The organism is Pseudomonas sp. PB105 (assembly GCF_009764655.1).
GTDB classification, from domain to species: domain Bacteria; phylum Pseudomonadota; class Gammaproteobacteria; order Pseudomonadales; family Pseudomonadaceae; genus Aquipseudomonas; species Aquipseudomonas cyclaminis.
In genome coordinates, this window is record NZ_RWIO01000093.1 from 47,358 (window position 1) to 70,945 (window position 23,588).

Sequence of the window (23,588 nt, forward strand, 5' to 3'; positions counted from 1 at the left end):
CAGAAGTTGCGTCTTTTTCATCGCCTCCGCAGGCCGTCATCAAACCAAGGAAGCAGATCAGGAGCATCGAACGGATCATGGTTGTTGGGGTTTTCATTGGAATACTCTTCAAAAATGGATGAAATTGAATGACATGTGGTCAAGCAGCACGCTGCGTTTCTTGCCGTAGCACAGCCATCGCTGCTTCTGATTACTGTTTGACGCCCAAATAATCGCCGCTGGTTTTCAGTGTGATGGTCACGTCGTTAGTGCTGCGATTACGCCAAAACCAACCATGGGTGCCGTCAAAGATGGCGGTAAATTCACCCTTATCACTTTTGACCTGCTTGCCCTTGTTGTAGCTATGGAAGTAACCCTTCTCACCGTTGTAGGGTTCGCCATGGGTATCGAAGTTCACAGGCCCACCAACCGCAGTCCATTCGTAGCCAACAGACTTGCCCTTCAAGACTTCGAACTTTATTTCAGTCCCTTCACCTGGCTTGAGCGTGACGCTCATTTGATTAGTCTTCAAAGCTGAAGTGGGTGTGGGAGCCGGCTGAGCAGCAGGTTTCGCAATAGGCTGGACTTGCGCAACCTGTGGAGCTGGAGCTGGAGCAGCAGCTTGCGGTGGCGCGGCATCCGCCAAAGCTTCCTGAGCAAGGATGATCTTCAATTCGCCCATTTGGGTCAGTCCCAGTGCTCGGCCCACACCCGTTGGATCGACGGCATATTCCGAAGGCATAACCACTGTCACCAGCAGGCCGACCGCAGTCAGCAGTGCAATGACAGTGGAGCGCACCAGTTTGCGAGTGCTTGGCAATTCATTAACAGTGGGAAGCGGAGTATTGAACATGGTCAGAATTCCTTACGCGGAGACAAACAGGCCGGTGATCTGGTAACCCATCAAGAGGAAACCGGCACTCATCATGGCGACGTTGGCGGTATAGGCGTGGCGCCAGAAACTGCCGGTGCGCCGCCAATACCCCATCAGAATGAGAATCGCGCTGAGGGCCAGTAACTGGCCGATCTCAACACCAACGTTGAAGGCGATCAGGTTCGGAATCAGGCCATCAGGTGAGATCTCGTATTCCTGGATCTTCGTCGCCAGACCAAAACCGTGGAGCAAGCCGAAGATCAGCGTGGCCACTTTGGTGTTGGGTTGGAAACCGAACCAGCGCTGGAATGCGCCCAGGTTATCGAGCGCCTTGTACACCACCGAGAAGCCGATGATGGCGTCGATGATGTACGAGCTGATGCTGACCTCTGTAAGTACGCCAAGCAGCAGCGTGACCGAATGACCTACAGCAAACAGCGTGACATACAGCCCCACGTCTTTCAGGCGATAGAGGAAGAAGATCACCCCGAACAGAAATAGCAGGTGGTCGTACCCGGTCATCATGTGCTTGGCGCCCATGTAAATGAAAGGCAGCAACATGACGCCGGAGCTTTCCTGGATGAAGCCTTTGTCACCTTCCGCGACGGCGTGAGCCATCGCCTCGGGCATTCCCAGGAAAAGTGCAGCGATAAGTAAAAACAACGTAACCGTCTGGCCAACTCACCTCTCAGCACACAGACCAGCTCAGACAAGAACGGGTGGAAAACAAAGCCTTGCCCGCAGGTATACCCATTGAATAAGCCTGTATCTGACGTAGCTCATGCGGAGCTTGGCAGCGGGTCGCAATCGACGATGGCTTCATTGTATACTTCTGCTCCGCATACCCCTTGAGCTACAGGAACATCAGCATGACTGTACTCCAAACGATCTACTGGCAGCCTACGCCGCCTTAGCGCTACGCCCCCTCGCAACAACCTGCTTCCGCTAGCCTCGCTCGCGGGTGCGCACTGCTGTACGCCTGGTTATACGCCTTAAGCACACAGCAAAAAAATCCTCAAAATTTGAATTTGTATCGATTCGCTCGCCATTCCCTTGGCGTGCGCGATGCTTTGCCTTGGATATTTTCTATGCTGCAAAAACTTAGACAAACGTGGTTTTCCAACGTCCGTGGAGATGTGCTCGCGGGGCTCGTAGTCGCACTTGCGCTGATCCCTGAAGCCATCGCCTTTTCCATCATCGCCGGCGTTGACCCAAAGGTCGGACTTTACGCCTCCTTCTGTATCTGTGCTGTTATTGCCTTTGTCGGCGGTCGTCCCGGCATGATCTCGGCGGCTACCGGCGCCATGGCACTTCTCATGGTCACTCTGGTTAAAGAGCACGGACTTCAGTATTTGCTGGCAGCCACGTTGCTCTGTGGGGTACTTCAAATCCTCGCGGGTTACCTGAAGCTAGGTTCGCTGATGCGCTTCGTCTCTCGCTCTGTGGTCACGGGTTTTGTGAACGCATTAGCGATTCTGATTTTTATGGCGCAGTTACCTGAATTGACCAACGTGACCTGGCACGTCTACGCGATGACCGCAGCGGGCCTTGGAATCATCTACCTGTTTCCGTATATACCTAAGATCGGCAAGCTGGTTCCCTCACCACTGGTGTGCATCCTGACCCTGACTGCCATCGCCATTTATCTGGGGCTAGATATCCGTACCGTGGGGGACATGGGCCAACTGCCGGATACGCTGCCGATTTTTCTGTGGCCTGAAGTGCCGCTGAACTTTGAAACCCTGCGCATCATCTTTCCTTACTCCGCTGCGCTGGCAGTTGTAGGCCTACTGGAGTCGATGATGACCGCGACCATCGTCGACGACCTGACCGATACCACCAGCAACAAAAACCGCGAGTGCAAAGGCCAGGGTGTGGCCAACATCGCTGCCGGCATGCTTGGCGGCATGGCAGGTTGCGCCATGATCGGCCAGTCGATCATCAACGTGAAATCTGGTGGCCGCACCCGTCTCTCGACATTGTGTGCCGGCGTTTTCCTGCTGCTGATGGTGGTATTTCTTGGCGAATGGCTCTCCAAAATCCCTATGGCGGCACTCGTGGCTGTGATGATTATGGTGTCCATCGGCACCTTTAGCTGGGATTCCTTGCGCAATCTGAAAGAGCATCCGCTGTCGACCAACCTCGTCATGGTGGCGACCGTCGTGGTCGTCGTGGCCACTCACAACCTAGCCTACGGCGTACTGGTAGGTGTGCTGCTGGCTTCGCTGTTCTTTGCCAATAAGGTTGGGCACTACCTGGATATCAAGAGCACTTTGGAAGAGACGGAATCGCATCGGACTTACCGCGTCGTGGGCCAGGTGTTCTTTAGCTCTGCGGACAAGTTCACTGAAGTTTTTGACTTCAAGGAAGCGCTCAACAAAGTCACCATCGATCTCACACAAGCGCATTTCTGGGATATCACCGCCGTCGCAGCGCTGGATAAGGTCGTGATCAAGTTCCGCCGTGAAGGCGCTGAGGTTGAAGTGCTCGGTCTCAATGAAGCCAGCACAACAATCGTTGACCGCTTCGGCGTGCATGACAAACCCGGTGCCATCGACAAGCTCATGAGCCACTAAGGAGAACGACAATGACCCACGTAATGGCATGCATTGATAACTCACAATCCTCATTGGCGGTCTGCGATTACGCAGCATGGGCCTCGCAACGACTCAGCGCTCCCCTGACCTTGCTCCATGTGCTGGATAGGGAAAAATATCCTGCATCCGCTGACCTCAGCGGCAATATCGGTCTCGGTAGCAGAGAACATCTACTGGAAGAGTTGGCCACGCTGGATGCGCAGCGTGCAAAACTGGCCTTGGAGCATGGGCAGCACATGCTTGAAAAAGCTCGCGAGCGAACAGTCATCTCTGGCGCCATGTCACCTGATCTGAAGCAGCGCCATGGCCATCTCGTCGAGAGCCTGAGCGATCTCCAAGACGATATTCGATTACTGGTGATTGGAAGAGTCGGTGAGGACAGCACGCGCAGTGCCCAAAGTCTTGGCAGCCAGATTGAAGCGGTAGTCCGAACAATCCACCGCCCCATCCTGATTACAACCAGCCATTTCAGGAAACCTGAAACGATCATGGTGGCATTTGACGGCAGCGCTACAGGCCACAAGACCGTACAGATGCTTGCTTCAAGCCCGCTGTGCGAAGACCTGCCAATTCATATCGTCATGGTTGGTACGGACTCTGAAGAAAACCAGAACGAGCTGGAGAAAGCACGAACCACACTTGCCTCTTCTGGCCCGCTAGTGCATGCCGAGATCCGCCCAGGCGAAGTAGAGTCGGTACTTCATGCGTATCAGGCAGAGCACGGCATTGACCTCTTGGTCATGGGGGCGTACGGGCACTCACGCATCAGGCAGTTTCTGGTAGGCAGCACGACCACGACGATGCTGCGAACATCCACTTTACCCGTATTGCTGCTTCGCTGAGCCAGTTCCACTGGCCACAGTATTTCCAGAACTGCGGAAATGCCGTGGCCACCCTGGACGATGACTAACTGATTTTGCCGTAACGAGACCACATGCAACTCATAACTGAAATTGTTCACCCCGAGCTGAAATCCAAACAGGGCAGAGTATTCCGTCGACATGCAGCACGCGGCATCGTGATGCGGGATGAACAGATCCTGTTGCTGTTCACCGAGCGCTATAACGACTTCAGCTTTCCTGGAGGCGGCCTTGATGGTGACGAGGACATTGTCACAGGCCTGAAGCGTGAGCTTGAGGAAGAGACTGGTGCTCGTGACATAAAGGTGCTCCAGCACTACGGTTACATTGAGGAGTACCGGCCCTACTGGGGGCCACAGTACGATCTGATGCACATGACCTCGCATTTTTATCAATGCGAAGTAGCGCCCCAGCTAGAGCCCGTGAGAATGGAAAGCCACGAAATCGCTAATGGTATGCGGCCTGTCTGGATCAACCTGCATGAAGCCATCACGCACAATGAAGCCGTTATGCAGCGTCACGAGTCTTCGATGGGGCAATCAATTCTGCGCGAAACCTATATGCTGAGAAAAGTCGCTTCCGAATTGTTGATACAAGTCAGCCTTTGAGCTGACTATTTGGCGAAGTCCACTTAGCCTGTCTCAGGCAAGCATCCAATGCTGCGGGAGTAATTGCGTGATTTCGCTCGCCCGCTGTGTCGGCAGCCGCATCAGCACATCCTTGAGATAGGTATACGGATCGTGCCCATTCATACGCGCCGACTGGATCAGGCTCATGATTGCCGCCGCCCTTTTTCCACTGCGCAGCGACCCGGCAAATAACCAGTTCGAGCGCCCAAGCGCCCACGGCCGGATCAAATTCTCGATCTGGTTATTGTCGATGGGTACAGCACCATCTTCCAAGTAGCGCGTCAGCGCTACCCAGCGTTTAAGGCTGTAATCCAGGGCCTTGGCCGTGGCCGAACCCTCGGGCACAAGTTCGCGTTGGGCCAACATCCACTCATGCAGTTTTTCAGCGATGGGCACCGCTGTTTCCTGACGTAATCGCCAGCGGTCTTCGTCGCTCATTTCCTTGGCGTGTCGCTCGACTTCATACAACCCGCCAATCGAGTGAAGCGCCTGCTCCGCCAACTGGCTTTTATTGGCTGCATGCAGGTCGAAGAATTTGCGGCGTGCATGGGCCATGCAGCCGATTTCGGTGATGCCCAGCTCGAAGCTGGCCTTGTAGCCGGCGAAGTCATCGCAGACCAGCTTACCGTTCCACGTGCCCAGGAAGTTACGCGCATGTTCGCCGGCACGGCTGGGGCTGAAGTCGTAGATTACGGCCTTGAGGGCCGAGAAAGGCGTGGTGCTATAGGCCCACACGTAAGCGCGGTGGGTTTTCTTTTCGCCTGGTGCGAGCATCTGAACCGGGGTCTCATCGGCGTGGATCACGCCCTGGGCCAACACATGCTCACGCAGCGCATCGACCAGAGGCTGGAGCTGCACACCGGTCTGTCCGACCCATTGCGCCAGTGTCGAACGGGCGATGGGCAGTCCGGCCCGACCAAAAATCTTCTCCTGCCGGTACAGCGGTAAATGGTCGGCGAACTTCGCCACCATCACGTGGGCCAACAGGCCTGCGGTCGGGATGCCCTTGTCGATCACTTGGGCCGGTACAGGCGCCTGGATCAGTGTTTCACACTGACGGCACGTCCATTTTCCACGCACATGCCGCTCAACGGTGAACACGCCCGGAGTGTAATCGAGCTTCTCGCTGACGTCTTCGCCGATTCGCTGAAGCTGGCAGCCGCACACGCACTGAGTATTCTCTGGTTCGTGACGGATCACGGTTCGCGGAAACTGCGGCGGCAGTGGTGCACGCTTGGGCTTATTACGTGGCTCGGCCGGTGCGGCCGGCGGATTGGCTGCCTTCAGCTCGGCTTCGATAGCTGCGATATCGGTATCGAGCAGATCATCGAGCAGACTGCCTTGGTCGGGGCTCAGTTGCTCGCTGCGCTTGGCGAACTTGTGTCGCTTGAGGATGGCGATTTCATGAGCCAGTTGCTCGTTGACCGTTTCGAGGCGTTGGATTTTCTGGCTCATGGAGTCGACCTGGGACAGCAACTGCATAGCCTGTTCGGCCAAGCCGCGCAGCTGTTCCGGTGTCATCTGGTCGAGATTGGGCGAGGAAGTCATGCCGCTGATTGTGTCAGAGCAGGTCGTCAACAGCGATAAACCGATGGGCTAATGGCAGGGGCTAAAGCACTGTGATCGCGCTGCCTGCGCCGACCCGCTGCCACGGCAAACCCAGTACCAAGGCTTGAAGTTGCTCGTTATCGAGTTCGACTTCCGATCCGTGACGGATGCCGGGCCAATGAAACTTGCCTTGGTTCAATCGTCGCGCTGCCAGCCAAATGCCCACACCGTCATGCACCAAGACTTTCATTCGGTTGGCACGGCGATTAGCGAAGAGGTATGCGCAGTGCGGCTTCGCCACACCGAACACCGCGATCACCCTGGCCAGCGCGGTCTCGGTACCGGCGCGCATGTCCATAGGCTCGGTGGCAAGCCAGATGGCATCGATCCGAATCATACCAATAGGTCTCGCAGAAAGGTGGCACAGGCGACAGCGCTTTCGGTCGGCCAGTTCACTTTGACGGTGCCACGCGGGTGCTGGATTTCAATGCAGATACTCGATGAAGCTGCCTGCGAATGTCCTCCGGCTAGCGGCAAGGGCACTGGAATGAAAGCAGGTTGCAGCGCCATGGTTTTGTTCGTGAGTACCCTAATCCATTTATGGACGAGGTTCGCGTTAAGGCTGTGCTTCTGCGCGACGCTGGCAATCGATGCGCCGGGCTGGGCGCACTCTTGGACAACTTGGGCCTTGAAGGATTTTGAATAGGAACGGCGTTGTGACTGCATGGAAAGACCCGCTTAAAAGGCTAGAAATGGTGTCCACTTAAATTAGGTGGACACCATCGCCTTTGGCGTCGGGGTCAGGAAGGTGAGTTGGCCGGACGGTTACAAAACAACAGCAATACGGGGCGGTGCAAAGGCGCAGTAATCGCGCCGACGCCGCTCATCAAGTACGAATGCATATATCAATCCTATGTTGCAGAGATCGAAGGCCGTAGTGCGGCCAAGGTCAAGATGCGAACGAAGGACGGGGTGGACGCTCGATCAAGAATATCGGCGGCAGGGGAACAGAGTGTCGAAGCGCATCGACCCGGATGGATAGCATCGGGGATGTCGCCAGCATCAACGCCGCTGTGAGTTGCGGTGTTTCGTGCTGGTGATCAGGGGTCAATGGCGAATGGTAGTGATCTGAAAGACTCGAATAGCTTGATGAAGCCTCTTCGCCGTGGGAGTGATGGGCGTCTTGCGTGATCTCCCAGGCTGGCTGTTTCGACGCCACTGATAACGAATAGGTATGCCCGGCCCAAGCCACCAATATGGCGAGAGCAAGCGCGATTACCACCGTAGTTGTCAGTGTTCTGCTGAACATGGCGTTAGGGTTTCAACTCGGTTTATAGGGCTTTTACGCGTTTGACCGGATCCCCCTAGGGGGGATAGGATGCCAGCGTAATTCATTGAGGCCTGAGGCTCAAGTCATGAGTGAGCACGAACACGAACACAGCCATCCCCACACCCACCAAAGTCATGAGGCGATCATCAAACGTCTCAAACGGGCGGATGGGCATTTACGCGGCATCATCACCATGATCGAAGAGGGTCGTGAGTGCGTGGACATCGCCCAGCAGCTGCATGCGGTTGAAAAAGCAGTGTGCCAGGCCAAACGTACGCTCATCCAGGATCACATTGATCACTGCCTGGAGGACACCGTTTCGGCGCTAGGCAATGGCGAACGCGCACCACTGGAAGCTTTCAAGCAAATCACCAAGTACCTCTAGGTCTGTCATGCCCAATTTTGCTGAACTGCTGCAACAAGGCGGGGCTCACGCCTGGCTGTATTTCCCGAGCGCGATCCTGCTCGGCGCCTTGCATGGCCTGGAGCCGGGACATTCCAAAACCATGATGGCGGCCTTCATCGTGGCCATCCGTGGCTCGGTCAAACAGGCTGTTTTGTTAGGTTTGGCCGCGACGTTGTCGCATACCGCAGTGGTGTGGTTGGTCGCCATCGGCGGCATGTACCTGGGCAAAGGCCTGGATGCGCAAACCACTGAGCCGTACTTCCAGCTTGCCTCTTCTGCACTGATTATCGTGATTGCGCTATGGATGCTCTGGCGTACTTGGCGCGGCGAGCAGATGTTCAAGTTCGAGCAAGGTGATGATCATCACCACGGCGAGCACGACCATGGTCATCATGACGAGACCCATCGAATCGATACCGGCCATGGCCGCATCGAGCTGTCGATCTTCGAGGAAGGCATGCCACCGCACTGGCGCCTGAAGACACTGACCGGGCACGCTTGGGCTGCCTCAGATGTTCGCCTGATGACTACTCGTCCCGACGGTAGCAGCCAATCGTTCTCTTTCGTTGAGCGCGACGGCTTCCTGGAGTCGACGGTCGATATTCCGGAACCACATGAGTTCAGTGCTCGCTTGAGTCTTGGACATGCAGATCACTCCCATGATTACGATCTCCAGTATCAGGAACACGATCACGGGCATGCTCATTCCGAATTGGAAGGCTTAGAGTTGTCGAATGATGGCTACCAGGATGCGCATGAACGTGCGCATGCCAGCGATATCCGCAAGCGCTTCACCAATCGCGAGGTCACTACGGGCCAGATCGTTATGTTCGGCCTGACTGGCGGTCTGATTCCTTGTCCGGCAGCCATCACCGTTCTGTTGCTATGTCTTCAGGTTAAAGAAGTTGCGCTGGGAGGCATGCTTGTCCTGTGTTTCAGCATCGGATTGGCGCTCACCTTGGTCACTGTAGGTGCTGCGGCGGCAATTGGTGCTAAGCAGGCCTCCAACCGTTGGCCTTGGCTGGGCACCGTGGCTCGTCGTGCTCCGTACCTGTCCAGCGTGCTGATCATTTGTGTTGGTCTGTACGTGGGTTTCCATGGCTGGATCGGCCTGAACGCTTGAGGCAAGTCTTTCGTGCTTGAACTTACGAGCTACATTGGTCTGTTCGTGGCGGCATTCGGTGCCGCGACGTTATTGCCAATGCAGTCTGAAGCCGTGCTGGTCGGGATGTTGCTCTCCGACCGGTACGTCGTTTCTACGCTATTGGCGGTAGCCACTGTTGGCAATGTGCTTGGCTCCGCACTGAACTGGCTTCTGGGCCGTTCCGTTGAGCGATTCCGCCACAAGCGCTGGTTCCCCGTGAGCGAGAGCAAGTTAGAAAAAGCCCAGCAGTCCTATCTGCGCTACGGGCGCTGGTCACTGTTATTGAGCTGGGTGCCCATCATTGGCGACCCGCTGACAGTCGTCGCTGGAGTCATGCGCGAGCCGCTCTGGAGTTTCCTGTTGATTGTCACCCTGGCCAAGGGGATGCGTTATCTCGTGCTGACCGCCGTCACTTTGGGATGGACATGACGACTGCTCATACAAATCCGCCTTCTTCACTCAAGAGCCGAAACGCCAGCCTGGATCTGATCAAATGGCTGGCAATGCTCACCATGGTTATCGATCACTTACGATTGGTCTGGCCGGAAATGAGCAACCTGTTCATTCCAGGAAGGCTTTCATTCCCGCTGTTCTGTGTCGCCATTGCGGCAAACGTGGCACGCTCTAAACAGGGGGAATTGCTGACTACTGCGAACGTTCGATACCTTGCGTTGATGCTCTTGTTCGCCGTCATATCAGAAGTGCCTTACCGCTACATCAGCACCTCAGGATCATTCAATGTGTTGGTGACGCTGGCATTGGGGCTGGTGATTGCCTGGGGATGGCAACATCGCACCCTATTGAGCAGCGCTATGGCATTATTGGCCGCCGCGATTGCCTACGTGCTGGATGATCCACTTATGTACGGATTCTACGGTGCACTTGTTCCAGCGGCTGTCTTAATAGCAATCAAAGGCCCCGGTGTTCTTTGGCTGCTGCCAGCGGCTCTATGCCTGATGAGCAATACTCGAAGTAGCATCGTAACCAGGGCGCTGGACTTGGAAGTCTATTCAATGGTGGCGTTGAGCACCGCGTTCGCGGCGCCGCTGATAGGACTCTGGCTACTGCGTCAGACCTTCACCTTCAAGGTCTGGCCGGTGCGGCAATGGGGATATTGGTTCTATCCGGGCCACCTTGCCGCTTTGCAAGCGCTACGGTTGCTGGTCTGAATACCGGTCACCAGCTTTAGCAAGCCCTAGGAACTCACGATCATCTGTTGGGCCATCGGCGATGCTGATCATCGATCACGTATGGATGTTCGTGATCCACACCGTCCTGGCCGTCGATGTGTGCGTGATCGCCCGGCAGATTCTCATGGGTGTGTTTGATCGACTCCTGATCATGAGCTGGGCGCCAGATCACGATGCTGACCAGTAGTGCACTGCCTGCCACCACGGCGAGGCCAACAAACGACGCCGTGAGGCTGATGTTGGCTCCCAGCCATCCCGCCAGTGGATAAGTAATCAACCAGCAAGCATGGGACAGCGCAAATTGGGCGGCAAACAACGCCGGGCGATCTTCGGCATGTGCCGAGCGACGCAACAGGCGACCGCTCGGAGTCTGGGCCAGCGAATAGCCCACCCCGAGCACCATCCACAGCGGCAGCAGGAAGTTGTAGGTGGTCAGGTTGATGCCGACGGCCAAGCCTACGACCAGTATTCCTCCGCCAAACAACATGGCCGTTCGGTCTTTGATGTTTTTCAGCAGGCGAGGCAAGACCAGGGCCGAGATCATGGAACCACCACCAAACGCAGCCAGCGCCAATGCCGTTGAGCTTTGAGGCAGAGCGAAGCGCGACTGAACCATCACCACGGTATTGACGATGACCATGGCACTGGCAGCCGCTACCGTCAGGTTGAGAGCCAGCAGCCCTCGCAGGCGGGGCGTCGCTAGGAATATGCGCATGCCACGAGTAGTTCGTTCATAGATGCTGCGTCGTGGTACTTGCTTCGCCTTTGGCAACAACACCGTGGCGACTAGGGCGGCAGAAGCGAGGAAGCCGATGACCGTGCCGGCGAAAAGGCTGTGGAAGCTGATCACCGTCAGGAGCGCGGCAGCGAGCATCGGGCTCGCGACACTTTCGAGATCGTAAGCCAGACGCGATAGCGACAAGGCACGGGTGTAGTCGTCTTCATCCGGCAGGATGTCTGGAATGGTCGCTTGGAACGTTGGAGTGAACGCTGCCGATGCGGACTGAAGGACGAAAATCAGCACGTAGATTTGCCAAACCTCGGTCACAAACGGGAGAGCAAGCGCGACCAGCGCCCGCACCAGATCCAGCGAGACCAGCATGGCTCTGCGAGGCAGGCGCTCTGCAAAAGCCGCTGCAATGGGCGCTACGCCAATATAGGCCGTCATTTTTATAGCCAACGCCGTGCCGAGAACGGCACCTGCTTGGGCGCCTGCTAGATCGAACGCCAGTAAACCGAGCGCGACGGTGGCAAGGCCAGTCCCTAAGAGTGCAATCACCTGAGCCAGGAAAAGATGGCGATAGGTTCGGTTGGCTAGGATTTTCAGCATGAGAAATCTCAAAAGGAAGCGCGTACGACTATCTGGTTACTGAGATTTCCCGAAGATAAAAGAACTACGAGTTTCTCGTTTTCAGATGAATTCATATCCCCCCTAGGGGGATATGAATTCATCCTAAACCAGAGCCAGAAGTAGCTCAAGAAATAAGCATTCGACCTTTGATCGAGTCTCCGGAGAAGTAGCTTGCTCAGTGAAGGCACTTAGCCATACGCTGCCGGGCGTGAGACCTCTCACGGATATAAAATATGAGCAAGGAGCAAGCCCTGATGAAACTGTCCGCCATTTTGATCGCCGCTTTACTTTCGATTACGTCCGTTGCTGCCTTCGCACACAGCGGCGGTACTGATTCAAAAGGTTGCCATCGCAACCATAAAACCAACGACTACCACTGCCATTAAATGGCCAAAGCCCAGCGTCAGGCTGGGCTTTGGTGTGAGCTGGTCACTTCAGATCTCTGGGTGTCTGACGGACGCTGTTTAATCCGCTCGTGATCGCTAGCGCAACAGATGTACTGCCAGACCAGCGAGCGCACAGGCCATCAGTACCTGAATGACGCCGCGCTTGAAGCGGAACAATGCTATTGCGGCTGCGATGGCGATCAATGCAGAGGGCCAGTCGAGGTTACCGCTGAAGCCTTTCGGCCAAAGCACGTGATACCCGAAGAAGCACGCCAGATTGAGGATCACCCCAACTACGGCGGCGGTGATGGCGGTAAGCGGTGCAGTGAACTTGAGTTCGTTGTGGGTCGACTCAACCAGAGGGCCACCCGCAAGGATGAACAGGAACGAAGGTAAGAAGGTGAACCAGGTCACCAGGGCAGCTGCGACAGCTCCGGCCAGAAACACCTGATCAGCCCCGAACACTTGCGAGACATAGGCCCCGACGAAGCCGACGAAAGCCACCACCATGATCAGCGGCCCTGGCGTGGTTTCCCCCAGCGCAAGGCCGTCGATCATCTGTGTCGGGGTTAGCCAGCCATAGTGACCGACTGCGCCTTGATAGACATACGGCAGTACGGCATAAGCCCCGCCGAAGGTCAGCAATGCAGCTTTGGTAAAGAACCAGCTCATCTGGGTCAGGGTTCCTTCCCACCCAAAGAGCGCGGTCAAAACACCCATCGGCAAAGCCCATAGCACGGCACTAATCAGTGCGAGTGAGGCCAATTTCAACCAGCTGAACCGAGCATGTTCGGGGGACGGCGTGTCGTCATCGATTAAGGCCGGGCCGAAGGATTTTTTGGCGGCGCTATGGCCACCGGCTCTGAATTTTTCGGGTGCCATTCGCCCCCCGAAATAGCCAATCAACGCTGCCCCTAAGACGATCAGCGGGAACGGAACATTGAATGCAAAGATGGCGGCAAATGAAGCCGCTGCTATCGCCCACAGCCAATTATTCTTCAGTGCCCGAGAGCCGATTCTATGCGCCGCCTGCACCACGATGGCCGTCACGGCGGGCTTGATGCCGTAGAAAAGTCCGGCTACCACGGGTACTTCGCCGAACGCGATGTACATCCACGACAGCGCGATCAGGATGAATAGTGAGGGCAGTACAAACAGCGCGCCGGCGATCACGCCTCCCCACGTTCGATGCATCAGCCAACCAATGTAAGTCGCCAATTGCTGAGCCTCGGGCCCTGGCAACAACATGCAGTAATTGAGGGCATGTAGAAATCTGCGTTCTGAAATCCAGCGTCGCCGCTCCACCAACTCCTGATGCATGATCGAGATCTGGCCCGCAGGCCCGCCGAAGCTAATGAAACCGAGCTTCAACCAGAACCAGAACGCCTCACGCAGACTAATCTGTTCAGGCCTCAACGGATTCGCTTCAACCTCTGGTGCCATAACTTTACTCATTGGGTTGCTCCTCTTTCACAAACCCGGCGAGCAGGCCGTCGAAGATGGCGCTCGCGGCAGCCAGAAGTTGGTCGTCGTCGGAAATGGTCTCTCGCAGCCCAGCAAGCACCCGCTCAATCCCGGCAGCCTCCACCGGCTGAATACCGCCAACATCGAGGTAATGCACAAGGGCAGCAATGCGACCTAGACCTTGTATCTGGATTTGAAAACTGGCCTGTAGGGTTTCAAAGGTGACGCGGTTACCAACATGGCTGAAGGTTGCGTCATCAAAATCAAACCCCAAGGCGTTGACTGGGCAGTCCTGTGGAGTGTTCAGCCAGACGATCTGAGCTTGCGGGTCGATGAAGCGGCGGATCAACCAGGCACAGGCGAGCCGGTCGACCCAGGGACGTTTACGCGTTGCCCAGATACGGCCCTGATAATCGCTGAGATTGAGTACCGATATCGGTTGATTACTGCTGTGCGGCTCATCCGGCGACAGGGCTCTACTGACTGCCGTCTCTAACTCCTGTAGAGCCGCATCAATCTGGTGCTTTGGTTCACCTGGGAAGTAATCGATGCTCGCTATCTGATCGTAGGCTTTGCGCAGCTTGCGGATTTGTTTGGTCGTCGCCAGCGCATTTTCAGCATTCAACTGCTCACGGCAGCCTTCGATCTCTCCACCAAGTTTGGTGTAGTCATCCTTGCGGTCGAAAAACTCGATAAAGCGCTCACCGTTGGGATCAACTACAGGCAGGAGGTAGGCGGTGCCATTGATGGCCAATATGTCTCGTTCGACAGAAGTCAGAGCTTCGCGGCAAGCGCTGGTATCAGGGAGCAGGTAAACACCGTCACGGAGTACAGCGGCACCTGAAGCTTTCAAGGCACGCCAGGCTCGCATGCGCTCGGTGGCGTTGGCGGTGGGTAAGCCAAGGATCAATGCGAGCCAATTTTTCATGTAGGAATATCTACTCGATATGTAGTAATCGCTACGCTACTCCTTGCTGCAAGGCTTGGGAAGCGGTGCTCAACAAAAGCAGTTGTTCAGAGGGCATTCGGAAGAAGGAACAGACACGCAGACTTGCGGTGGTCATTGCGAGCGAAGCCAAGCTTCCATTTTTTGCAACCTTCCTCTACGTAAAAGCACCGGTTTCCCTAAATCCAACATCACCAACAATCCCTGCCTTTCGCATGTTGAAGGGAACCAATCAGCGATTTCGACGTTGCAGCGTTTGGCGTCACCTACCGCCCACTTAATAATCATGTCTGCTGCGGCACGGTAGTGATCCGCCATGAACAGCCTTTTGCCGTCTTCTGACCAGCCTCTCATCGCAAGCTCGTCGGTTACGTCGATGAGTCCAGCGTCTCCAAAGAAATCGGTCGTATCTGGATAATGAATACCTGCCAAGGACACCTTGGCCACGCCGGATTTTCGGTCGAAGTAAGACAGGAAATGCCATCCTCCCGTTGTACTACCTGGATCTGGAAAATTGATCGCAGCTTTGCCAGTGATGTAGTGCGTGCGGGAAACGCGTTTGAGATCAAAATCGAAAAGCGGCTGGTTCATGGGAGTGTTTTGAGCCGGGCCAGCCCCTGTTTGATATGACCAGCGTTCTCACCAATTGTGTAAAGCGCACCACGGACGTTGTCGCCGACTTCCGCATGTCCCTGGGCTTCCACCTGGAGGGTCAGCTCCATGAGCGCAGCCTCAAGGGCCAGCTGGTTTTGGTACATCCTTTCCAGCACATCTGATAGCGAGTATTCACTGGGCATCTACATGGACTCCTTGATGTCGACCCAGCATAGCTCGATGATGAGTCAGCAAGTGTCTTGCGGGTATAGGCATACCCTGAGAGCACCTTATGAGCGTCCCGTCCCTAAGTAGTCTCAAGGTGTTTGATTTGCAAGCTAGAACAGCAAGAAGCCCGAAGGACAGAGATGCCCGCTAGACACTTGGTCGGTTTTTATTGACCCGCCGTACCGGATTTATCAGAGGCCGGGCCTCCATTGAAGCTAAAATCGGTGGTGCCGTTGGTGATCCATTCGACCAGCTTTTCCTTGTGAGTGTAAGCCACCACTCCACGTTTTTGAGTCGGATCGAATCTTAAGACGCGCCATATACCGAAATCGGGGCCGAAGTCGATGAACACGGGTTTGGAAACCCACCAGCGAGCAAAAAGCTTGCTGCGGGAATGCCAGCTAAATGAAGCCAGTCCATTCTCCGACACTTTCGACAAACCCATTCTGAAGTTGTACCTGTCGAACTCAGTCCGCGTGCCATCGATCACCCAGATCATATTTTGATAGTAGTTTTGCCTCGCGATTACCTCTTCAGGATGTATCGTCGATCTCTGAAACTCAATAACCATCCCTGAAGGCGTTCGGACATCTGCTATATGTCTCTCCCCTGAGGACGCTTGCAACACAACTTCCTGCCACTCGGTTGGGAACATATTCTTCCAATCGCGATGCCATGCCGTTTCCGTTTCCCACCACGGATCGCAATTGTCCAAACGTTTATGAGCCCAATGCCAGACGACATGGTTCCCGCATTTAGCGACAGTCTGGGAACCACAAAAACTGCAAACACCACGTGCTTTTGGAGTGGCCTCTACACGAGCGCCTTCAAGCAATGAGTATTTCATTTTCTTCCTTGATGATAAAAATGAGGGGCGGTAGCTCTTAACTTCCTAGTTGTCAGTACCTTGTGACCCACAGGACGAAAGACAAATATCTGAACACGGTAGTCGTCGTGTCGCTCTGGCCTCTTTCAACAATTGCTCAGCGTACATAGCCGGATCATCATCTGGCAGCGGGTAGCCTGCAGCAGATAGAGCTTCGGCGCGCTCTTCAATGAGCAGACGCTCGGGATCGCGAACCGTTTGGTAGGCTCTGCCTGGTACGCGTCGAGTCGTGTCCATTCTCGGCTCCCCAGAAGGCTGATGGCTAAGAGCGACTAAATTACTTTTAGAACGATAACAGAACGCTCTGAATAGCGATGCTCCGCTGCGAGTCACGAGGGAGGGTGCGTTACGATCTATGTTTCACAGAGACGCAAACACCAAGCAAGCGGAGCGCGCAGGCGTGAGGGATGCGAGCCCGCAGGGTCGAGACACGCCTTGGCGGGGCTCGATTTACGGCAGCCTGACGCCGCAGGCGGCACGCCATCAACGCCAACAAGAGGTAACTCAAATGCCCGACGATGAACTGCGCGAACTGGAGGCCAAGAGACGAAAGGCTTTGTGGATACTTGCGCACATATCTCCAGGCGATTCGAAGGCGTTCGATGCCTTATCCATCCTTGATGACCTTGACCTTCAAGAACGGAAATACTCCCCCAATGCTGACAAGGCACTTGATCTCAACCAGCTTCGGGATTGTGTCACGCTGCAGCATCACAACTCCGGAATCGACATCATTTTGGAGCAGACTATCCCCCAGCCCTGGAGGGAGCGCTTCAATCAGGCGAGTATCGGGTCGACCAGATTGTTAGATGGGCCTTACGCTGCGGACTGGTATAAATTCCTGGCTTGTTGGGAATCAGAGATGCAGCACCTCGAGGCACACAGAACTGCCAGAAGTAAGCCCAAGCTGGATTGATGCAGACGGAGAATAGACGTGGAACGAGACAGCGATGACACCGTGTATTGCGACATCCAAATGCCGGTGGCTCAAGGGCGTGAGCTATTGGCGTTAGTGAATGCCCTGCGAGAGTCGAAAGCTCATCCAAGTCTCGACAGAGTTTTTGAACACATGCAGGACGAGCTCAGCACCTCAATCGACATCGTTAAGAATCCGCCATCGTGGGGCCCATGGGGGCCGACGCATAACTGAGCCTTTAGTCGGCTATCCTTTCCATTCAGACGAGCAAACGCTGACTGGGAGCATGGAAGACTCAAAAAACGTCGCTCCGGCGCCCTATAACGGGGCGAAAATAACGGCAAAATACACTTTAAGTGGGTGATTGCCATATGCCATACTCGGTTATCAACGATTTTTCGCCCAGCTTGGCCACCTCCCTGATGGAGGTTTTAGTCGCTATGGTAACGACTAGCAGGAGAAGAGCCTTAATGGCGTTCCTGAGAAGCGGAGCTGTGACGGGGCTGCCGTTTGCCGAGTTCTGAGGCTGCTTGTTTATTGAACCTTGGGGGCTTTCGCCAAGTCTGAACTATAGTCGTAAAGCCGCTTGTCGGCTGACGGCAGGTACTGCTTGTGAAGCTTGGTGAACGAGCTCGATAATCCGCACCGCTTTTGCTAGCGAGGCAGTATTACGTTTTTTTCCATTGAAAGCAGTGGTCGCGCATTGGAATTCGTTGATGCACCGTGGAACAAAATTCTTAGAGGATGGAGCTATGACTCTTGAGCGTATGATCGAAGAGGCCCGTAACCGTAACGGTTCTCATGAAGCCAGCCTAAAGGCGGCTCGTGATCGCATGGCCGCGACTAACCACCGTCTGGCACGTGAATTCGCTAAACAAGAAGTCACTGCGACGCTGCTTGCCAAGACCTGCAGCCTCTAATAAATCCCTTCATCCGAAAGCAGCCTAATGGGCTGCTTTTTTTTGCGCGATCACAATGACTCCATACCTCATCACCAGCTTCGAAGAGGCGACGATGGCAGCGTTGATTCATGAGCCATACGGCTATGATCACGCTGACATCTTCAAAAAACCTCAGATCAAGTACATCTATAACTACTTGAAGTCCTTCATGCCCGAGATTCCGAAGGGTAAGAAGACGGTAGGAAGCATCCTGCTTGAGCACGAATACATCGACCGAGACTTCCTCGAGGACTACTCGCGTTTTTACCTGGGGCGTTTCGGCAACGATGGCTACAAGTGCGCTCGGCTTCACTTCTTCAGTTGCGATCTGACTCACAAGCGGCTCGACGCTCTACTGGCGGGTGACGTGGGAGAAATGTTAGATGATGCTGAGGATGACAATGCTGTAAAAACTCTAGAGCAACTCCAGTCGCACTACCTCGGTTTCATGGTTATCAAACCTCTCACCAGGACATTCGTGGGGAAAACCTGCCTTCGTGTCAGTGGTGACCGAGGTGTGGGCAAGAAGAAAATTGACAAGCCTTATGATGTGAATCTCTTTGGCATCAAGCTGACAATCGACTCAATTGCATTCCAAGAACAGGACAAGGTGGTTGCCGCGTGTGCTACCACCGCCATTTGGACAGCGTTGCACAGTTCGCCTGGTCGTAGTGTTAAGGACATTAAATCCTGCAGTGAGATCACCACCGCCGCCCTGAATTTTGTGGACGGTTCCAGTAATGGATTCCCAAATAAAGAGCTTACCAATAAGCAGATCCAGCGAACGCTTGATATTGAGGGGCTGCGATATCACAACAATAGCCTTGAGGAATCAACTCCTGAATCTTTCCGAGAGTCCCTCGTTGCTCACATTAATAGCAACCTGCCCGTCATTTTGACGGGAAAAGTATACGGCGTGGAACCCAACGAAGCTGGTGAGTACGTCAAAGCTGGGCACGCAATTACCGCCCTTGGTTATGACTTCCGGGGTGATTCGAAATGGGTATACGTTCATGACGACCGACTCGGGCCGTACGCACGAGCAGAAATGGTCATGCTTGACGAATTTTTCGGGGAATCCACTCCTGAGGCCGTAAAAGGTCGTTGGGGGCTGGCGATGTCCATTCGAGAACCGGATGCCACTAACTGGGTGGCTCCCCATGAGATTATTGTTCCAGATATCTCGATCATCCCGGCAGATAGAAAGACGCGCATCGACTTCAAGTTCGCTCATGGCACAGCAGAGCGTATTCGTGATCAGGTATTGGGATACCTGGAAGATGAAATGTGTCCTCTGCTTGAGATCCCGGTTCCTTCGGTCAGGTACGAGATCAAACTGGCATCGATTGCTCAAGCGCGAGACGATGTCCGTAAACATTACACCCACCGCAAGGTCAATGACGTGTTGGGTACTTACACCCTCGATGAAGAGAGAATGATTCGCTGGCGTAAGGAAAAACTCAGTTTCTTGACTGGCAGCCTCGCACGCTTACAGTGGCAAATTGATGTCTACTGGGATTCCGAGTGTGCTTTCCAGGTGTTCTTGGATGCGACTGACATTCCCTTGGGCAACGCTGTATCTGGCATTTACATTCATGACCCAATTTATGCAGATGCGATGCTGGCCGGCTTCAAGGGGCAGGAGAGCCAGATCGCCGGTCTAGATGATCAGCACTTCTTCCCGGCGTTCACCAGGGCTGTGAAGCAGCGCCGAGATGACTACGAAAGTCATCTCAATAGCATGTATGGGACATTGCGTGCGCCCAACCACATTAAAGAGAACGAGGTCTCGCGGAACGGAAAAGGCACCAACAAGACCGCGAAAAAATTCTGGGATCCGCAACAAATCCGTTTGGTTGATGTTCACGAGGCCTACAAGAAAGTGGCCGATTCAGTGGCTAACGACCCATCCTCTGAGAGTAAGCTTATCTGGGCCATAGGTAAGGACGGCGTGTTATTCGTCGCTGAGGACATTCCAAAACCTGATGAGCTCGGTCACCCAAGTATGACTGGGATGCAGGCCGCTCGGATTGCGGGAGAAATACGGCCAAAGGCTGGCTATTGGGAGGTCAACTTCTTCTCTGGAAGGTACAGCGGTGATTACGCCGATATAGAGAAGACTCAGTTTCTTACAAACGCCGTGTACAAAATTCAGTCACTCTTCCCGTATGACAAGTTTGAAGCTTTTTACCCTTATGCCCCTTCCTCCCAAGGTCTGGTTTCGCCTGATCTAGCGGCACAGGGAGGCGGTGACGATACGGCGGAACCCGCTGCTGTGCTCGCTTAATCCGAATAAACCCGGCTTCAGGGCATCGCCCTCGGTCGGGTTCACTCCTATCAAGCTGTTCACCGCACTGGTGAATGCCCTTTTCTCAGCCTGCATCCAATCTGGGCGTTTATCCCTTCAGAAAGCCAGTGCCAGACTCACGTTTGACTTTTCAATGGATCAGAATGTGCGAGCTACAGGCACTGTCCAGGGAGGAACTGATCTCTGCATACCGCAAGCGGAGCGCGCAGGCGTGCGGGATGAAAGCCCGAAGGGCCGAGACGCAGGCTTTGCCAAGGCTCGGTTCACGACAGCCGCTACCCGCAGGGGCACGCCGTGACCGAAAACTCAGGGTCATCAGAGCTCCGCATTCCATGCATCCATAGCCTCGCTCACAGTCGCGTACCAGTGGAGCTTACCGAGCTGTAGGGCATTCGCGATTTGCCTGTTGGTATTGCCGTCGACCCAAGTCGGGAGACTCTCTATCGCTTCTGTGAACAGACTGGCTGTAGCGACAGCGAATCGCCCCGTACTTGTAGACTGGAGGCACACGTAGCGCACAGCAGCGCCACTAGAGAGCCGACGCCAAACTACCACCTCCATACAGTCCAATGCGCTCACCGGAGCCTCTAAGGTAGGACTCTCTTCCTGATCCACCGTGACGTGTACCGCTGCTTTTAATGACCTGCCAGGCGCACCAGGTGTGTGGACGAGATGCTTGAGTTGCTCACGTGAGGCGATTATCTGATCGCGGAGTTCTTCAGGATCGATGGACATTCCGCCCTCTGGTGTCACCTTGAGGGTGTTCAAGGAGTTCGCCACCCGGATGAACTCGCGTTCACGCGCTTTCTCCCACTCTGGGCGGCGGTCGGGGCTGATAAGGTTCCAGAGGCGTGAAAGCAGCAGCAAAACGTTCTCCTGACCTACAGCCTAAGGCTTGAATCCATTGGTAATGAACAATGGTATCTCAACACTCGTCCCAGAATTCATCGAATCATTCGTGGCCAGGCAGAATCGGAGCGATTCCTTTGACCGTTTTCTCTCTCGCAAGCTCACGTGCAAAGTCATCATCCCTTAAAGTCTCAAGCTTCTCCATCTCTACGTTATACTCTTGAATTGTAAGGGTAGAGCCGAGCTGAGCCCGGAGTTTGCGAGAGTATTTATCGAACTGCTCCATGGCTCGCATTAGGAAAACATTGCTAACTGTAGTGCTATATCCCTCAATCTGCTTGAATGCCGCATGCACATAGCCCATGACAGTCGCAACTGATTTCTGACCGGTATACATCTTAACTTCCTCAAGATAGCTCTCATCAGAAAGCAACCTGACTTCAAAATCTCCGGCACGCCTATATCTATCCCGCTGCACGAACTCCATTACTAAATTCGTGATAAACGAGTGGCGAAACATGTGTGCGCAGGCCTGCTCCTCGATACCAGCAAACCTGCGCACTGAACCGATCTCGTTGCCCAGGGAGGTTTCTGAAATCGGAGTTCCGGTTGATGATGATACAAAGACGAAACCATGATCTTTAAAACTGGAAAATTTATTTCTTACAATTTTATCCCTGTGAAACTCAATGTATGATACCAGCTCATTGAGAAACATCTTATTTACGGGTACTTCTCTTTCCTCATTATCGTCACCCTTTAGCGTGATAAACCTTAGCATAGGATGTTTCATTTTATACGCGGCCAGGACATCTACTACTTTAAGACTCGCCACCTCTGACAGCCTAGCTCCAGAGTTTTCCAAAGTTGAGATAAATGCATGCCGTCGAATCTTGATGAAACGCGAGCCACCCATTTCATCAACAGCTTTCCTGAGCTGGTCGATATGAACAGCTGGAATTGCATTCCGCTCGTGCCTCCTACCACCAGGTGGAAATGCGTGATGCCACACGCTATGCACAGCATAATCACGACCACGCTTATCTTTCTTCACCGTAACATTTTCAGTAACTTTTATTCGCCCTCCAGTCGCGACGAAATTGGGCTGCTCATAAAGCCCGCCAATGTACTTCAGGAAGTCTATGCATACAGTCCCAACGTCTACAACCGTGAGTGTGGCTTTCCTCTTCTCACGAAGATTTTTGGGGTCAACTTCCGTCCCTAGATGATGAATAAAACGCGTAAAATCATTATCTGATAGATCTATAAAATCAATATTTGAAGCATAACAGAATCTCACCAGTTGACTGATTTTCTGAGCGTATTCACCAATCGTCCCACCTTTTCTGCCCGCACGGGCTAACCCCTTACGCTTCATCCTATTGGGCCGAACCGTAAGGGACAGCATGTACAGATTCGCGCTAAAACAGGGCGCCCCGTTTGGCCAATTGATGAATGTCAGGTTGCTCGCATCCCTAGTCACAAGCTTCCCCAGTGCGTTGTGGTCAAACAACTCAAGCTCAGGAATCACTGAATAAAGCTTACGCTCAGGGAAATTACTCACCCCGCACCACCTTTAAAGATTGGATATTCTCGTGAGACGGGATCACATCAAAAGGAGACTCATTAAGCGAGACTATTGCCAGCAGTGCATTTATAGCTTCGCTGGCGCTTTTATTTCTAACAGCCTCACTAGAACCATCCCTGGTTTCTTTGATGCCTGAGATAGCAGCGGAAAGCCCTTGGAGCAACCTGAAATTAGAGCGGCGTAGTGCGACCACTGCGCATTCCAACTCGCTATTAATCTGCTCCAACCCGTACTTGGTCTTTTTGGTGGGTTTGCTGTCCTTTCCGGCATACGCAGCAACTGCATCTTTAGCCACCCCCCTAAGACGCTCTAGCCCTGCAAAACCGTGATGACCAAGCAGTTCATCAGATTTCTTTTTGAGAGTGTTCAGACTTGTAGAGTCAATCGCGTATTGCTGTCCAGCCAGATCGAATTTATAAGAAAGGGAAGCCAAAGCGCCCTGATTTTTTAGAGCAGCAATGACAATCTCATTTAAGGCGTATTTTTTTATATCGGAAAGTACATCTTCCAACAGAACCTGCCGCGCCTTGATTGATTCATTATGAACTTGAATTTCTGATCTAGGCTTACCCAT

Annotated in this window: 25 protein-coding genes; 12 read left to right on the top strand and 13 right to left on the bottom strand. The window is 54.0% G+C overall.

What is annotated here, in order from left to right; genetic code table 11:
• Positions 1-190 precede the first annotated feature (190 nt).
• Both EJD88_RS23355 and EJD88_RS23360 read right to left on the bottom strand, forming a co-directional pair.
• Positions 191-832: a transmembrane anchor protein gene (locus EJD88_RS23355; RefSeq protein WP_158879133.1), complete on the bottom strand. Its 642-nt coding sequence runs from the start codon at positions 830-832 to the stop codon at positions 191-193.
• A 12-nt stretch (positions 833-844) separates the two neighbouring features.
• Positions 845-1,483 carry a HupE/UreJ family protein gene (locus EJD88_RS23360; RefSeq protein WP_240344226.1) on the bottom strand — a complete coding sequence of 213 codons (639 nt, stop codon included), beginning with the start codon at positions 1,481-1,483 and terminating at the stop codon, positions 845-847.
• Positions 1,484-1,941: 458 nt separating this feature from the next.
• On the opposite strand from EJD88_RS23360, the gene EJD88_RS23365 reads away from it, so the two are divergent.
• From EJD88_RS23365 to EJD88_RS23375, 3 genes are all read left to right on the top strand, one after another.
• Complete coding sequence (locus EJD88_RS23365) at positions 1,942-3,429, top strand: SulP family inorganic anion transporter (RefSeq protein ID WP_083376071.1); 1,488 nt, start codon at positions 1,942-1,944, stop codon at positions 3,427-3,429.
• An 11-nt stretch (positions 3,430-3,440) separates the two neighbouring features.
• Positions 3,441-4,292 carry a universal stress protein gene (locus EJD88_RS23370; protein ID WP_083376070.1) on the top strand — a complete coding sequence of 284 codons (852 nt, stop codon included), beginning with the start codon at positions 3,441-3,443 and terminating at the stop codon, positions 4,290-4,292.
• Between the two features lie 92 nt (positions 4,293-4,384).
• Positions 4,385-4,918, top strand: a complete 534-nt coding sequence (locus EJD88_RS23375; protein ID WP_083376069.1) for an NUDIX hydrolase — start codon at positions 4,385-4,387, stop codon at positions 4,916-4,918.
• Between the two features lie 33 nt (positions 4,919-4,951).
• Here the strand turns inward: EJD88_RS23375 and EJD88_RS23380 are convergent, their stop codons facing one another.
• The 3 genes from EJD88_RS23380 to EJD88_RS27635 form a co-directional block, all read right to left on the bottom strand.
• Entirely contained in the window at positions 4,952-6,487 is a 1,536-nt protein-coding gene (locus EJD88_RS23380; protein ID WP_083376068.1) for an IS66 family transposase, read from the bottom strand.
• Between the two features lie 61 nt (positions 6,488-6,548).
• Entirely contained in the window at positions 6,549-6,884 is a 336-nt protein-coding gene (gene tnpB / locus EJD88_RS27330) for an IS66 family insertion sequence element accessory protein TnpB (protein WP_009684097.1), read from the bottom strand.
• Complete coding sequence (locus EJD88_RS27635; protein ID WP_083376067.1) at positions 6,881-7,213, bottom strand: transposase; 333 nt, start codon at positions 7,211-7,213, stop codon at positions 6,881-6,883. Before EJD88_RS27635 ends, tnpB begins: the two co-directional genes overlap by 4 nt.
• A 689-nt stretch (positions 7,214-7,902) precedes the next feature.
• On the opposite strand from EJD88_RS27635, the gene EJD88_RS23395 reads away from it, so the two are divergent.
• Genes EJD88_RS23395 through EJD88_RS23410 form a run of 4 tightly spaced genes read left to right on the top strand, consistent with a single transcriptional unit; the run spans position 7,903 to position 10,536 of the window.
• Positions 7,903-8,202: a metal-sensing transcriptional repressor gene (locus EJD88_RS23395; RefSeq protein WP_032894820.1), complete on the top strand. Its 300-nt coding sequence runs from the start codon at positions 7,903-7,905 to the stop codon at positions 8,200-8,202.
• Positions 8,203-8,209: 7 nt separating this feature from the next.
• On the top strand, positions 8,210-9,346 hold the full coding sequence (locus EJD88_RS23400) for a nickel/cobalt efflux protein RcnA (RefSeq protein WP_158879135.1): 1,137 nt from the start codon (positions 8,210-8,212) through the stop codon (positions 9,344-9,346).
• Between the two features lie 12 nt (positions 9,347-9,358).
• Positions 9,359-9,796, top strand: a complete 438-nt coding sequence (locus tag EJD88_RS23405; RefSeq protein ID WP_158832388.1) for a YqaA family protein — start codon at positions 9,359-9,361, stop codon at positions 9,794-9,796.
• Positions 9,793-10,536 (top strand): TraX family protein, encoded by a 744-nt coding sequence (locus EJD88_RS23410; RefSeq protein WP_158879136.1) that lies wholly within the window; start codon positions 9,793-9,795, stop codon positions 10,534-10,536. Before EJD88_RS23405 ends, EJD88_RS23410 begins: the two co-directional genes overlap by 4 nt.
• Before the next feature lie 40 nt (positions 10,537-10,576).
• On the opposite strand, the gene EJD88_RS23415 is transcribed toward EJD88_RS23410, so the two are convergent.
• Complete coding sequence (locus EJD88_RS23415; protein WP_158879137.1) at positions 10,577-11,887, bottom strand: MFS transporter; 1,311 nt, start codon at positions 11,885-11,887, stop codon at positions 10,577-10,579.
• Between the two features lie 254 nt (positions 11,888-12,141).
• Between EJD88_RS23415 and EJD88_RS23420 the strand changes: the two genes are divergently transcribed.
• Positions 12,142-12,294, top strand: a complete 153-nt coding sequence (locus tag EJD88_RS23420) for a YHYH domain-containing protein (RefSeq protein WP_223656464.1) — start codon at positions 12,142-12,144, stop codon at positions 12,292-12,294.
• A gap of 96 nt (positions 12,295-12,390) precedes the next feature.
• On the opposite strand, the gene chrA is transcribed toward EJD88_RS23420, so the two are convergent.
• The 5 genes from chrA to EJD88_RS23445 all read right to left on the bottom strand — a co-directional run bounded on the left by chrA (position 12,391) and on the right by EJD88_RS23445 (position 16,373).
• The gene (gene chrA, locus EJD88_RS23425; protein ID WP_032894815.1) at positions 12,391-13,749 is read right to left on the bottom strand and encodes a chromate efflux transporter; all 1,359 of its coding nucleotides are present in this window, start codon (positions 13,747-13,749) and stop codon (positions 12,391-12,393) included.
• Complete coding sequence (locus EJD88_RS23430; protein WP_032894813.1) at positions 13,742-14,686, bottom strand: chromate resistance protein ChrB domain-containing protein; 945 nt, start codon at positions 14,684-14,686, stop codon at positions 13,742-13,744. The genes chrA and EJD88_RS23430 overlap by 8 nt, the downstream gene beginning before the upstream one ends.
• Before the next feature lie 132 nt (positions 14,687-14,818).
• Entirely contained in the window at positions 14,819-15,295 is a 477-nt protein-coding gene (locus EJD88_RS23435; protein ID WP_032894812.1) for a hypothetical protein, read from the bottom strand.
• Complete coding sequence (locus EJD88_RS23440) at positions 15,292-15,501, bottom strand: hypothetical protein (RefSeq protein ID WP_033898334.1); 210 nt, start codon at positions 15,499-15,501, stop codon at positions 15,292-15,294. The genes EJD88_RS23435 and EJD88_RS23440 overlap by 4 nt, the downstream gene beginning before the upstream one ends.
• Before the next feature lie 191 nt (positions 15,502-15,692).
• Positions 15,693-16,373 carry a competence protein CoiA gene (locus EJD88_RS23445; RefSeq protein ID WP_033898335.1) on the bottom strand — a complete coding sequence of 227 codons (681 nt, stop codon included), beginning with the start codon at positions 16,371-16,373 and terminating at the stop codon, positions 15,693-15,695.
• 547 nt (positions 16,374-16,920) lie between these two features.
• On the opposite strand from EJD88_RS23445, the gene EJD88_RS23450 reads away from it, so the two are divergent.
• From EJD88_RS23450 to EJD88_RS23455, 4 genes are all read left to right on the top strand, one after another.
• Positions 16,921-17,328 (top strand): hypothetical protein, encoded by a 408-nt coding sequence (locus EJD88_RS23450; RefSeq protein ID WP_038448081.1) that lies wholly within the window; start codon positions 16,921-16,923, stop codon positions 17,326-17,328.
• A gap of 18 nt (positions 17,329-17,346) precedes the next feature.
• Positions 17,347-17,562: a hypothetical protein gene (locus EJD88_RS27335; protein WP_007246723.1), complete on the top strand. Its 216-nt coding sequence runs from the start codon at positions 17,347-17,349 to the stop codon at positions 17,560-17,562.
• A gap of 518 nt (positions 17,563-18,080) precedes the next feature.
• Positions 18,081-18,248 (top strand): hypothetical protein, encoded by a 168-nt coding sequence (locus EJD88_RS27050; RefSeq protein WP_010203399.1) that lies wholly within the window; start codon positions 18,081-18,083, stop codon positions 18,246-18,248.
• Positions 18,249-18,342: 94 nt separating this feature from the next.
• Entirely contained in the window at positions 18,343-20,556 is a 2,214-nt protein-coding gene (locus EJD88_RS23455) for a hypothetical protein (protein ID WP_010203400.1), read from the top strand.
• 973 nt (positions 20,557-21,529) lie between these two features.
• On the opposite strand, the gene EJD88_RS23460 is transcribed toward EJD88_RS23455, so the two are convergent.
• A complete protein-coding gene (locus tag EJD88_RS23460) occupies positions 21,530-22,990 on the bottom strand; it encodes a site-specific integrase (RefSeq protein WP_064361038.1) in 1,461 nt (486 codons plus the stop codon).
• Positions 22,983-23,588, bottom strand: coding sequence for a hypothetical protein (locus EJD88_RS23465; protein WP_064361037.1), 606 nt, complete (start codon positions 23,586-23,588; stop codon positions 22,983-22,985). Before EJD88_RS23465 ends, EJD88_RS23460 begins: the two co-directional genes overlap by 8 nt.